Source organism: Kitasatospora sp. NPDC057223, from assembly GCF_042669755.1.
Taxonomy (GTDB): Bacteria; Actinomycetota; Actinomycetes; order Streptomycetales; family Streptomycetaceae; genus Kitasatospora.
The window spans coordinates 1-12685 of sequence record NZ_JBHUWW010000037.1; the positions used below are offsets into that span (position 1 = coordinate 1).

Genomic DNA, 12685 nt, shown 5'->3' on the forward strand with positions numbered 1-12685 from the left:
ATTCTTTTTCCCAAATCCTCAAATCCCGCGCGGGGGGGGGGCCCGCGCACCCCGCCGTTTCACCCGCCACCCCCCCCGCCCGGGCGGCCCCCCCCCCCCCCGGGCCGGTGTCGTCGGTCCGCTTGTCGGACCCGCCCGATAGCCTTCGGGGATCGGACGAGAGGCAGGTGCAGGGTGCGGGTACTCGGTGTGGACCCCGGGCTGACCAGATGCGGCGTGGGGGTGGTCGACGGCGAGCCCGGCCGCCCGCTGCGGATGGCCGGCGTCGGCGTGGTGCGCACCCCGGCCGACGCCGAGATCGGGCCCCGGCTGCTCCTCATCGAGCAGGGCCTGGAAGCCTGGCTGGACGAACACCGGCCCGACATGGTCGCCGTCGAGCGGGTCTTCGCCCAGCACAACGTCCGCACCGTGATGGGCACCGCCCAGGCCAGCGCCGTCGCGATGCTCTGCGCGACCAGACGCGGCATCCCCGTCACGCTGCACACCCCCAGTGAGGTCAAGGCGGCCGTCACCGGCTCGGGCCGGGCCGACAAGGCCCAGGTCACCTCGATGGTCACCCGCCTGCTGCGGCTGGACGCCCCGCCGAAGCCCGCCGACGCCGCCGACGCCCTCGCCCTCGCCATCTGCCACATCTGGCGCGGCGCCGCCGCCGGGCGGATCGCCGCCGCCGTCGCCACCACCACCAGGGCGCAGGCCGCGCTGGCCGAGGCGGTGGCCGCCCAGGCGGCCGCCCGCCAGGCCGCCGGTACCGCCCGTCCCACTGCCCGTCCCGCCGCCCGTCAGGAGTACCGCCGGTGATCGCGTTCGTCCAGGGCCCGGTCACGGCCCTCACCGCCTCCACCGCGGTCGTCGAGGTCGGCGGTGTCGGCCTCGCCCTCCAGTGCACCCCGGCCACGCTCGCCGCGCTGCGCCTCGGCGAGCCGGCCCGGCTCTCCACCTCACTGGTCGTCCGCGAGGACTCCCTGACGCTTTACGGTTTTGTCGACGAGGACGAGCGCGCCACCTTCGAACTCCTCCAGAGCGCCAGCGGCGTCGGCCCCCGGCTCGCCCAGGCGATGCTCGGCGTGCACAGCCCGGACGCGCTGCGCATCGCCGTCGCGGGCGGCGACGAGAAGGCGCTGATGGCCGTGCCGGGCATCGGCAAGCGCGGAGCGCAGAAGCTGCTCCTGGAGTACAAGGACAAGCTCGGCGCCCCGCAGGGCAGCGTCCCCGCGCAGAAGCCGCTCGCCGTCGGCCCGGCACCCTGGAGCGAGCAGCTGCACGCCGCGCTCGTCGGTCTCGGCTACGCCCCGCGCGAGGCGGAGGACGCGGTGGGCGCCGTCACCCCCGAGGCCGAGGCGCAGTCCGTACCGGACATCGGCGCCCTGCTCAAGGCAGCCCTGCGCACCCTCAACCGCACCCGCTGAACCACCCCCGCCGAGCATGGCCGACTACCCCCGAGTGGAGCCCGCCCCGATGAGCCCGTACGACTTCGAACCGGCAGACCGGCTGGTCAGGGCCGGCGCCGACGGTGAGGACCAGGCGGTCGAGGCGGCGCTGCGCCCCAAGTTGCTGGACGAGTTCATCGGGCAGGAGCGGGTCCGCGAGCAGCTGTCGCTGGTGCTGCAGGCCGCCCGCAAGCGCGGCGCCGCGCCGGACCACGTGCTGCTCAGCGGGCCGCCCGGGCTCGGCAAGACCACCCTGTCCATGATCATCGCGGCCGAGTTGAACGCCCCGATCCGGATCACCTCGGGGCCGGCCATCCAGCACGCCGGAGACCTCGCGGCGATCCTCTCCTCGCTCACCGAGGGCGAGGTGCTCTTCCTCGACGAGATCCACCGGATGTCCCGGCCCGCCGAGGAGATGCTCTACATGGCGATGGAGGACTACCGGGTCGACGTGATCGTCGGCAAGGGCCCCGGCGCCACCGCCATCCCGCTGGAGCTGCCGCCGTTCACCCTGGTCGGGGCGACCACCAGGGCCGGCCTGCTGCCCCCGCCGCTGCGCGACCGCTTCGGCTTCACCGGGCACATGGAGTTCTACGCCCCCGCCGAGCTGGAGCGCGTCGTGCACCGCTCGGCCGCCCTGCTGGACGTCGCGATCGACCCGGCCGGCGCCGCCGAGATCGCCGGCCGCTCCCGGGGCACGCCCCGGATCGCCAACCGGCTGCTGCGCCGGGTCCGGGACTACGCGCAGGTGCGGCACGACGGGGTGGTCGACCGGGAGATCGCCGCCCAGGCGCTGAAGGTCTACGAGGTGGACGCCCGCGGGCTGGACCGTCTCGACCGCGCGGTGCTGGACGCCCTGCTGCGGCTGTTCGGCGGCGGGCCGGTCGGTTTGTCGACACTCGCCGTCGCGGTGGGGGAGGAGGCCGAGACCGTCGAGGAGGTCGCCGAGCCGTTCCTCGTCCGCGAGGGCCTGCTGGCCCGCACCCCCCGTGGCCGGATCGCGACCGCCGCCGCCTGGCAGCACCTCGGGCTGACCCCGCCCGCCCACTCGGCGGCCGCGCGCACCGGGGTGCCCGCCCAGTCGGAGCTGTTCCCGGCCGGCGGGGCGGCGGCCGAAGAGTCGTGAGCAATCCGTCCAGGCAGGGGCTCGCCACTTTCGGCGGCAGGATGCGATGCTTGGCGTTGTCCGATCAGTGCGGGTCGCCTAGACTCCGCCGGACCGCCCCTCTCACCTGACGGGCCGACCATCACCACAGGCCGCCCGGCGGTGGCCCGTAAAGGACCCTGGCTGCAGTGAACCTCATCATCCTTCTCCTCCCGATTATTGCGATCGTCCTGATGTTCCGGTCGCAGAAGAAGCGCCAGCAGCAGCAGCAGTCCATGCAGACGTCGCTGGAGCCGGGAGCCGGAGTGCGCACGATCGGCGGCCTGTACGGCCAGGTGAAGGCGGTCAACGCCGAGACCGTCGAGATCGAGATCGCCCCGGGCGTGGTCACCCACTTCACCAAGGGCGCGATCGCTGCGGTTCTGGACCCGCAGGAGTACGACGCGATCATCAACGGCCGCCCCGACGAGGACGAACTCGCCGAGTCGGCCGAGTCCGCCGACGAGGTCGACGCGGCGGAGGACGGCGACCAGCCGCTCTCCCTCACGAAGGACGTCTCGGAGAAGGACGACGCCGAGGGCGGGGCTCCCGCGAGCAAGTAGTACACGGCCGGGCCCAGCCCGCCCGTCCGCGGCACCGTGCCGCGAGCCCACAGGACCTCAGGGCCGTCGCTCCGCCACGTCTTCCCCCGTCCCGCCCCATGCCGGACGGGGGCCCGGCGGGCGGCGGCATGGACAGGGAGAAACGAGCAAGGTGGCAACACCCAAGTCGCGCCCGCGCGACGGTTACCCGGGACGGGCCCTGGCCCTCATCCTGGCGGTCACCGTCGGACTGGTCGCCCTCATGTTCGGGACGGGCAACACCAAGCCCCGCCTCGGGATCGACCTCGCCGGCGGCACCAGCATCACGCTGACCGCCAAGTCGGACGACCCCAAGGCGATCAACAAGTCCAATATGAACATCGCTGTCGCGATCATCCAGAAGCGTGTCAACGCGATGGGTGTCTCCGAGGCCGAGGTGCAGACCGAGGGCGACAAGAACATTGTCGTCAACATCCCCAAGGGCGGGGACAAGGAGTCTGCGGCCGACCAGGTCGGTACGACTGCGAAGCTCTACTTCCGCCCGGTCCTGGCCATTGCTCCCAGTGGCGTGCAGGCCACGGCGCCGACCGCGAGCCCGAGCGCGAGCGGCAGCGCCACCCCGGCCGCCGACGCCAAGGCCGCGTCGCCCAGCGCCACCGCGGCCGCCTCCGCCACTGCCGGTGCCACCGCGAGTGCGAGCGCCAGCAAGGCCGGCCGCGCCCTCGGTGAGGCCCTGACGGCCGACGCCTCGCCGACCGCCTCCGCCTCGGCGGCGGCCACCGACCCGGCGGCCTCGCCCAGTGCGGCCGCCACCGCGCCGTCCGCCGCGGAGCTCTCCGCAGCGCTCACCCAGGGCACCGTCCCGCCGGAGCTCGCGGAGCAGTTCGCCGCGCTGGACTGCTCCGACAGCGCGCAGCGCAAGGACTACCAGAGCCCCGACACCACCAAGCCGACGGTCGCCTGCACCACCGACCCGGAGCAGGGCTACTACAACAAGCTCGCGCTCGGCCCGGTCGGCGTGAACGGCTCGGACATCTCCAAGGCCCAGGCCACCATCGACACCCAGACCGCCAGCGGCTGGCAGGTCCAGCTGCAGTTCAACGACAACGGCGCGAAGGCGTTCGCCACCACCACCGCCCAGCTCGCCACCCAGACCCAGCCGGCCAACCAGTTCGCGGTCGTCCTGGACGGCGGCGTGGTCTCCCACCCGGAGGTCAAGGAGACGATCCCCGGCGGTTCGGCCGTCATCTCGGGCACCTTCTCGCAGAAGGAGGCCCAGGACCTGGCGAACGTGCTGAACTTCGGCGCGCTGCCGCTCAGCTTCGACAAGAGCGACGTCGTCACGGTCTCGCCGTCGCTCGGCTCGGACCAGCTGAAGGCGGGCCTGATCGCCGGCCTGATCGGCATGATCCTGGTGATCCTCTACTCGCTGGTCTACTACCGCGGCCTCGGCCTGGTCTCGATCGCCGGTCTGCTGGTCTCGGCCGCGCTGACCTACTCGATCATGAGCCTGCTGGGCGCCGGGATCGGCTTCGCGCTGAACCTCCCGGCCGTCTGCGGTGCGATCGTCGCGATCGGTATCACCGCGGACTCCTTCATCGTGTACTTCGAGCGCATCCGCGACGAGGTCCGCGACGGCGCGCCGCTGCGCCCGGCCGTCCAGCGCGCCTGGCCGCGCGCCCGGCGCACCATCCTGGTGTCGGACTTCGTGTCGTTCCTCTGCGCCGCGGTCCTCTACCTGGTCTCGGTCGGCAAGGTGCAGGGCTTCGCCTTCACCCTCGGCCTGACCACCGCGCTCGACGTCGTGGTGATCTTCCTGTTCACCAAGCCGATGATCACGCTGCTCGCCCGGAAGAAGTTCTTCTCGGACGGCCACCCGTGGTCCGGCCTGGACCCGAAGCGCCTGGGCGCCCGCCCGCCGATCCGCGGCACCCGTCGCCGGACCTCCTCTCCCGCCGCCACGAAGGAGGCCTGACGTCATGTCACGCTTCTCCAATCTGGGCCACCGGCTCTACCAGGGCGAGGTCAGCTTCGACTTCGTCGGGCGCCGCAAGCTCTGGTACAGCATCTCCGGCGTCATCGTGCTCGTCGCGGCCATCGGCCTGGCCATGGGCCTGCACCTGGGCATCGAGTTCAAGGGCGGCTCGGTCTACACCGTCCAGAAGTCCGGCCTGACCGTCGCCCAGGCGCAGACCGCCATCAACGACGTCACGCACGGTTCGACCGCCCTGGTGCAGTCGACCGACAAGGGCAAGGTCCGGATCCAGATCAGCTCGGAGGTGGAGCAGAGCCCGGACACCATCCGGTCCGGCCTCGCCAAGGAGCTGGGTGTCCCCGTGCAGGACATCGACAGCCAGGTGATCGGCCCCAGCTGGGGTGAGCAGATCTCCCAGAAGGCGCTGCTCGGCCTGGTCATCTTCATGGTGCTGGTCACCATCTACATGGCCATCGCCTTCGAGTGGCGGATGGCGGTGGCCGCCCTGGTCGCCCTCATCCACGACCTCCTGATCACCATCGGCGTCTACGCGCTGGTGGGCCTGGAGGTCACGCCCGGTACGGTGATCGGCTTCCTGACCATCCTCGGTTACTCGCTCTACGACACGGTCGTCGTCTTCGACACCGTGAAGGAGAACACCAAGGGGCTCACCAAGCAGAGCAAGCTCACCTACAGCGAGGCGGCCAACGCGGGCCTCAACCAGACGCTGGTGCGGTCCATCAACACCACCGTGGTCGCCCTGCTGCCGGTTGCCGCGCTGCTGTTCATCGGCGGCGGCCTGCTGGGCGCCGGCACGCTGAACGACATCTCGCTCGCGCTGTTCATCGGCCTCGCGGCCGGTGCCTACTCCTCGATCTGCGTCGCCACCCCGCTGCTCGCGCAGCTCAAGGAGGAGCAGCCCGAGATGAAGGCCCTCGCGAAGCGGGTGGCCCAGCGCCGCGCCTCCGAGGCGAAGGCGGCGGCCGAGGCCGCCGCCGCGGCTCCGGCGGGCGAGGAGTTCGCGGACGAGGACCTGCCTGCGGGTATGGTCGGTCAGCGTGCGCAGGCACCGGGCAAGCCCCGTGCCAAGGGCCGTCCGTCCGGCAAGCGCTGACCCCTCCCACCAGTAAGGACCTCTCGTGACCTCCCCCTCCGACGACCTGGCCGACCTGTTGAAGAGCAGGATCCGGGACGTACCGGACTACCCGAAGCCCGGCGTGCTGTTCAAGGACATCGCGCCGCTGCTCGCCGACGCCGAGGCCTTCGCGGTCCTCACCCGGGCGCTGGCGGACCGCGCGAAGGCGCTCGGGGCGACCAAGGTGGTGGGTCTGGAGGCGCGCGGCTTCGTGCTGGCGGCCCCGGCGGCCTTCGCGGCCGGGCTCGGCTTCGTGCCGATCCGCAAGCAGGGCAAGCTGCCCGGTGACGTCCACGCGCAGTCGTACGACCTGGAGTACGGGTCGGCGACGCTGGAGGTGCAGTGCGACGCCTTCACCCCGGGTGAGCGGGTGCTGGTGGTCGACGACGTGCTGGCGACCGGCGGCACCATCGCGGCCTCGCTGGACCTCGTCCAGCGGGCCGGTGCGGTGCTGGCCGGAGTGGTCGTCCTGATGGAGCTGAGCTTCCTGGACGGCCGCGGGCGGCTGTCGACGCACCTCGGCGGGGCTCCGCTGGAGACGCTCGTCGAGGTCTGACGGGCTCGCGTACAGGCAGGTGAGGGCGGTGGCCGCAGACAGCGGCCACCGCCCTCGGCGCGTCCGCGGCGGCTGCGGCCGGGGACGCGGCGGAACGCCGGCCCGCCGGGCTCGGTACCATGAAGGTTCATCCCCTGTCGCTTGCGCGAGGGGTAGGCCCCGCGCCACGAGGAGTGTCCTTGCCCGACGAGGTTGTGCCCACGGCCGCACCGGCCGCCCCCGGCAGCGAGCCCGAGCCTGCGGGGGCCACTGCGGCGCGCCCGGCCCCGGCCTCCTCGCGGGCGGTGGCGCCCGCGCACCGCCCGACGTCCGCGAGCGGCATGCGGGCCCGGCTGGCCAGGCTCGGCGGGCAGCGCAGCACCGTGCTCAACCCGGTGCTGGAGCCGCTGTTCCGGAGCATCAGGGCGAACGACCCGAAGGCCGACCCGGCCCTGCTGCGCGACATCGAGCGCGCGTACGCGGTGGCCGAGAAGTGGCACCGCGGGCAGAAGCGCAAGAGCGGCGACCCGTACATCACCCACCCGCTGGCCGTCTCCACCATCCTGGCCGAGCTGGGGATGGACGCCGCGACGCTGATGGCCGGCCTGCTGCACGACACGGTGGAGGACACCGACTACGGCCTGGAGACCCTGCGCAAGGACTTCGGCGACTCGGTGGCGCTGCTGGTCGACGGCGTGACCAAGCTCGACCGGGTGAAGTTCGGCGAGGCCGCGCAGGCCGAGACCGTCCGCAAGATGGTCGTGGCGATGGCCAAGGACCCGCGGGTCCTGGTGATCAAGCTCGCCGACCGCCTGCACAACATGCGCACCATGCGCTACCTCAAGCGGGAGAAGCAGGAGGCGAAGGCCCGCGAGACGCTGGAGATCTACGCTCCGCTGGCGCACCGCCTGGGCATGAACACCATCAAGTGGGAGCTGGAGGACCTCGCCTTCGCGATCCTCTACCCCAAGATGTACGACGAGATCGTGCGCCTGGTCGCCGAGCGCGCCCCCAAGCGGGACGAGTACCTGGCCACCGTCATCGACCAGGTGCAGGGCGACCTGCGCGGCGCGCGGATCACCGCCTCCGTCACCGGCCGGCCGAAGCACTACTACTCGGTCTACCAGAAGATGATCGTGCGGGGCCGCGACTTCGCCGAGATCTACGACCTGGTGGGCATCCGGGTCCTGGTCGACACCGTCCGCGACTGCTACGCGGCGCTGGGCACCATCCACGCGCGGTGGAACCCGGTGCCGGGGCGGTTCAAGGACTACATCGCGATGCCCAAGTTCAACATGTACCAGTCGCTGCACACCACGGTGATCGGCCCCGGCGGCAAGCCGGTCGAGCTGCAGATCCGCACCTTCGACATGCACCGCCGGGCCGAGTACGGCATCGCGGCGCACTGGAAGTACAAGCAGCGCGCGGTGGCCGGCGCGTCCAAGGTCCGTACCGACACGCCCTCGCAGGTCCGCAAGGACGACAAGGCCGGGGCCGTCAACGAGATGGCCTGGCTGCGGCAGCTGCTGGACTGGCAGAAGGAGACCGAGGACCCGAGCGAGTTCCTGGAGTCGCTGCGCTTCGACCTCTCCAACAACGAGGTCTTCGTCTTCACGCCCAAGGGCGACGTGATAGCACTGCCGGCGGCCGCGACCCCGGTGGACTTCGCCTTCGCGGTGCACACCGAGGTCGGGTACCGCTGCATAGGAGCCCGGGTCAACGGCCGCCTGGTGCCGCTGGAATCCACCCTGGAGAACGGTGACACCGTCGAGGTGTTCACCTCCAAGGCGGAGAACGCCGGACCGTCCCGGGACTGGCTGGGCTTCGTCAAGTCCCCGCGGGCCCGGAACAAGATCAAGGCGTGGTTCTCCAAGGAGCGCCGCGAGGAGGCCATCGAACAGGGCAAGGACTCCATCGCCCGCGCGATGCGCAAGCAGGGGCTGCCGATCCAGCGGATCCTCACCGGGGACTCGCTGGTCACGCTGGCGCACGAGATGCGCTACCCCGACATCTCCTCGTTGTACGCGGCGATCGGCGAGGGCCACGTCTCGGCCCAGAACATCGTCCAGAAGCTGGTGCAGGCGCTCGGCGGCGAGGAGGGGGCCACCGAGGACCTCGCCGAGACGGCGACCCCGACGCACGACGGCGGCCGCACCGCGCGCCGCCGGGCCAAGGGTGACCCGGGCATCATCGTCAAGGGCGTCGAGGACCTCTGGGTCAAGCTCTCGCGCTGCTGCACCCCGGTGCCCGGCGACCCGATCGTCGGCTTCGTGACCCGTGGCAACGGCGTCTCCGTGCACCGCGCGGACTGCGTCAACGTGGAGTCGCTGAACCAGCAGCCCGAGCGGATGATCGAGGTCGAGTGGGCGGCCACCCAGTCCTCGGTCTTCCTGGTGGCCATCCAGGTCGAGGCGCTGGACCGCTCCCGGCTGCTCTCGGACGTCACCAGGGTGCTGTCCGACCAGCACGTCAACATCCTGTCGGCGGCGGTGCAGACCTCCCGTGACCGGGTGGCGATGAGCCGCTTCACGTTCGAGATGGGCGACCCCAAGCACCTGGGGCACGTGCTCAAGGCCGTCCGCGGCGTCGAGGGCGTCTACGACGTCTACCGGGTGACCTCGGCCCGCAACAAGTAGCGGCACGCGCGTGAAGGGCCCCACCGCCGCGGCGGTGGGGCCCTTCAGGCCGTCAGCGGCAGAGGATCAGCCGCTGAACTCCTCCAGGCTCTTCCGGGCCTGCTCCAGCAGGGTCTGCAGACCCGCCAGCTCGCCCTCCAGCTTGGCCACCCGGGAGGCGTTGCCGGCCGCGCGGGCCTTCTCCAGGTCCGCGTTCAGCTTGTCGGCCTTGCCCTGCAGCAGACCGGCCATGCCGGCCGCCCGCGCGCGGGCCTCCGGGTTGGAGCGCTGCCACTCGGCCTCCTCGGCCTCGCGGATCGCCCGCTCGACCGTGCCGAGCCGCCCGTCCAGCTTCGGCCGGGCGTCACGCGGCACGTGGCCGATCGCCTCCCAGCGCTCGCTGATGTCGCGCAGCGCCGCCTTGGCCGCCCTGAGGTCGCCGATCGGCAGGATGGCCTCGGCCTCGGCCGCCAGCACCTCCTTGAGCTTCTGGTTCTCGACCTGCTCGGCGTCGCGCTCGCTGAACACGGCGGAGCGGGCCTGGAAGAAGACGTCCTGCGCGCCGCGGAACCGCGCCCACAGCTCGTCCTCGATGTCACGCTGGGCGCGCCCCGCGGACTTCCAGCGGGTCATCAGGTCCCGGTAGGCGGCGGCGGTGTCGCCCCACTCGGTGGAACCCGACAGCGCCTCGGCCTCGGCGACCAGCTTCTCCTTGGCCGCGCGGGCCTGGTCGCGCTCGGCGTCCAGGGTCGCGAAGTGCGCCTTGCGGTGCTTGGAGAAGACCGAGCGGGCGTGCGAGAAGCGGTGCCACAGCTCGTCGTCGCTCTTGCGGTCGAGGCGCGGCAGCGCCTTCCAGGTGTCCACCAGGGCGCGCAGCCGGTCGCCGGCCTCCCGCCACTGGGTGGACTCGGCGAGCTGCTCGGCCTCGGCGACCAGCTTGTCCTTGGCCGTCCGGGTCTCGTCCTGCGCCTTGGCGCGGGCGACCTTGCGCTCCTCGCGGCGGGACTCGATGTCGGCGCCCAGCGCGTCCAGGCGCTTGGCCAGCGCGTCCAGGTCGCCGACCGCGTGCGCCTCGACGACCTGCGCCCGCAGGTGCTCCAGGGCCGCCTGGGCGTCCTTGGCGGCCAGGTCGGTGGTCCGTACCCGCTTCTCCAGCAGGCCGATCTCCACGGCGATGCCCTGGTACTTGCGCTCGAAGTAGGCGAGGGCCTCCTCGGGGGAGCCGGCCTGCCAGGAACCGACGACGCGTTCGCCGTCCGCCGTCCTCACATAGACGGTTCCCTGCTCGTCGACACGGCCCCACGGGTCGCTGCTCATAGCGCGTCCTCCACATGACGTCGCGCCCGCGCCGGGGCGGCACGCGTCCGTCGTCCACAGTTGATTGCGGCGGACCGATGAGTCCGCCGTCCCGCCCGTCGTACTGCTGATGCCGAGGATGACGGCCGACGGGTCTGGGCACCCTACACAACGCCAACATAGGCGACCGGGGCAGGTGCTGTCCGCATCCCCGCCCGGGTGAATTCGGACCGGGCGCCGGCCGGCGACGTGGTGGATCAACCCTTCGCGGTGACCACCGAGTTCAGCGTGACGTCGGCCATCGGCGCGCCGTCCGCGCCGCCGTCCAGGGTGCCGCCGGCGGCGATCTTCTCCAGGACGTCCAGGCCACCGGTGATCTTCCCGAACGGGGTGTAGTTCGGGCCGAGCTGGGTGTCCTTGTAGACCAGGAAGAACTGGCTGCCGTTGGTGCCCGCGCCGGCGTTCGCCATCGCCACGGTGCCCGCCGGGTACGTCGCCCCGGTCAGGTTCTCGTCCGCGAACTTGTAGCCGGGGCCGCCCGAACCGGTGCCGGTCGGGTCGCCGCACTGGAGCACGAAGATGCCGTCGGTGGTGAGCCGGTGGCACTTCACGTGGTCGAAGTACTGCTCGCCGGACAGGAAGGCGAAGGAGTTGACGGTGTGCGGCGCCTTGGCGGCGTCCAACGCGATCGTCACCTTGCCGCAGTTGGTGTCCAGGGTCGCGGTGTACGCGGCCTTGGCGTCGACCGTCAGGGCCGGCTCGGCCTGCCACTGCTTGCCGTTCGGCTTGCCGTCGGCCGGCGTCGTGCAGCCGTCCACGGCCTTGCGGACCGCCGGGGTCGTCGCCGCCGCGGTCGGGTCGGCCGCCGTCGGCGCGGCCTGCGCGCCGGTGTCCTTCTTGTCGCCCGAGTCGAAAACGCCGCCGATCAGGGCACCGCCGCCCGCGAGCACGACGACCGCGAGCGCGGCGCCGAGGATGGTGTTGCGGCGCCGGGAGCGCTGCTGGGCCTCTGCCCGGCGCTCGGCCTGACGCTCGTACTTCTCGCGGGCGAGCTGCCGCCGCCGCTGTTCGCTGGTGACCACCGGCCGTGTCTCCTACATATGCGATGCGCTGGACGTTGGGGGATGCTGCCTGCGGATCATCGCACCCATTGGCGGCCAAGTGTAAGGACCCCGCACGTAAGAGCGGGGTGAAGCGGGGCGCCGACGCCGCTATCTGGTTCGCAACCGGTGCCGCGGCGCCGGTAGGCTGCATCAGGACTCGTCCGCAACCGCCACCCGATCGACGACCGACCACAGAGGACTCGCGTGTTCATCGCCGGATTCCCCGCGGGCGCCTGGGGCACCAACTGCTACCTGGTCGCTCCCGCCCCCGGCGAGGAGTGCGTCATCGTCGACCCGGGCCACGAAGCGACCCAGGGCGTCGAGGACCTCATCCGCGAGCACCGGCTCAAGCCGGTCGCGGTCGTCCTCACCCACGGGCACATCGACCACGTGGCCTCCGTGATGCCGATCTGCGGCGCGCGCGGCGTCCCGGCCTGGATCCACCCCGAGGACCGCTACATGCTGGCGGACCCGGAGCGCGCACTCGGCCGCTCGCTCGGACAGCAGCTGATGGGCTCCATCACCGTCGGCGAGCCCGACGAGGTGCACGAGCTCAAGGACGGCAGCGTGCTCGGCCTGGCCGGTCTCCAGCTCACCGTCGACCACGCGCCCGGCCATACCAGGGGGTCGGTGACCTTCAGGACGCCGGCAGCGGCGGAGCTCCCTCCGGTGCTGTTCTCGGGCGACCTGCTCTTCGCCGGCTCCATCGGGCGCACGGACCTCCCGGGCGGCGACAGCGAAGCGATCATGCAGTCGCTGGCCCGGGTCTGCCTGCCCCTCGACGACGCCACCGTGGTGCTCTCCGGCCACGGCACCCAGACCACCATCGGCCGCGAGCGCGCCACCAACCCCTACCTCCAGCAGGCGGCCGGTGCGCAGGGCGCGCCCGGCTTCCCGCGACGAGGAATGTGAC

The 12685-nt window shown here is 72.0% G+C and carries 11 protein-coding genes; 9 read left to right on the plus strand and 2 right to left on the minus strand.

The window, feature by feature from the left end; all coding sequences use genetic code 11:
• Window positions 1-174: 174 nt before the first annotated feature.
• The 8 genes from ruvC (at window position 175) to ACFUK0_RS15845 (ending at window position 9394) form a co-directional block, all read left to right on the plus strand.
• Window positions 175-798, plus strand: a complete 624-nt coding sequence (gene ruvC / locus ACFUK0_RS15810; protein ID WP_380250346.1) for a crossover junction endodeoxyribonuclease RuvC — start codon at window positions 175-177, stop codon at window positions 796-798.
• A complete protein-coding gene (gene ruvA, locus ACFUK0_RS15815; RefSeq protein WP_380250348.1) occupies window positions 795-1406 on the plus strand; it encodes a Holliday junction branch migration protein RuvA in 612 nt (203 codons plus the stop codon). The genes ruvC and ruvA overlap by 4 nt, the downstream gene beginning before the upstream one ends.
• Before the next feature lie 49 nt (window positions 1407-1455).
• Window positions 1456-2553 (plus strand): Holliday junction branch migration DNA helicase RuvB, encoded by a 1098-nt coding sequence (gene ruvB / locus ACFUK0_RS15820; protein ID WP_380250442.1) that lies wholly within the window; start codon window positions 1456-1458, stop codon window positions 2551-2553.
• Between the two features lie 167 nt (window positions 2554-2720).
• Complete coding sequence (gene yajC, locus ACFUK0_RS15825; protein WP_380250350.1) at window positions 2721-3134, plus strand: preprotein translocase subunit YajC; 414 nt, start codon at window positions 2721-2723, stop codon at window positions 3132-3134.
• A gap of 151 nt (window positions 3135-3285) precedes the next feature.
• Window positions 3286-5088, plus strand: coding sequence for a protein translocase subunit SecD (gene secD, locus ACFUK0_RS15830; protein WP_380250352.1), 1803 nt, complete (start codon window positions 3286-3288; stop codon window positions 5086-5088).
• Between the two features lie 4 nt (window positions 5089-5092).
• Window positions 5093-6202, plus strand: coding sequence for a protein translocase subunit SecF (gene secF, locus ACFUK0_RS15835; RefSeq protein ID WP_380250354.1), 1110 nt, complete (start codon window positions 5093-5095; stop codon window positions 6200-6202).
• Window positions 6203-6227: 25 nt separating this feature from the next.
• Window positions 6228-6779 carry an adenine phosphoribosyltransferase gene (locus tag ACFUK0_RS15840; RefSeq protein WP_380250356.1) on the plus strand — a complete coding sequence of 184 codons (552 nt, stop codon included), beginning with the start codon at window positions 6228-6230 and terminating at the stop codon, window positions 6777-6779.
• 119 nt (window positions 6780-6898) lie between these two features.
• Window positions 6899-9394: a RelA/SpoT family protein gene (locus tag ACFUK0_RS15845; RefSeq protein WP_380250358.1), complete on the plus strand. Its 2496-nt coding sequence runs from the start codon at window positions 6899-6901 to the stop codon at window positions 9392-9394.
• A 66-nt stretch (window positions 9395-9460) separates the two neighbouring features.
• Here the strand turns inward: ACFUK0_RS15845 and ACFUK0_RS15850 are convergent, their stop codons facing one another.
• On the minus strand, window positions 9461-10690 hold the full coding sequence (locus ACFUK0_RS15850) for a DUF349 domain-containing protein (RefSeq protein ID WP_380250360.1): 1230 nt from the start codon (window positions 10688-10690) through the stop codon (window positions 9461-9463).
• A gap of 236 nt (window positions 10691-10926) precedes the next feature.
• Window positions 10927-11751 carry a peptidylprolyl isomerase gene (locus ACFUK0_RS15855; protein ID WP_380250361.1) on the minus strand — a complete coding sequence of 275 codons (825 nt, stop codon included), beginning with the start codon at window positions 11749-11751 and terminating at the stop codon, window positions 10927-10929.
• Between the two features lie 225 nt (window positions 11752-11976).
• Between ACFUK0_RS15855 and ACFUK0_RS15860 the strand changes: the two genes are divergently transcribed.
• The gene (locus ACFUK0_RS15860; RefSeq protein ID WP_380250363.1) at window positions 11977-12684 is read left to right on the plus strand and encodes an MBL fold metallo-hydrolase; all 708 of its coding nucleotides are present in this window, start codon (window positions 11977-11979) and stop codon (window positions 12682-12684) included.
• Window position 12685: the final 1 nt, after the last annotated feature.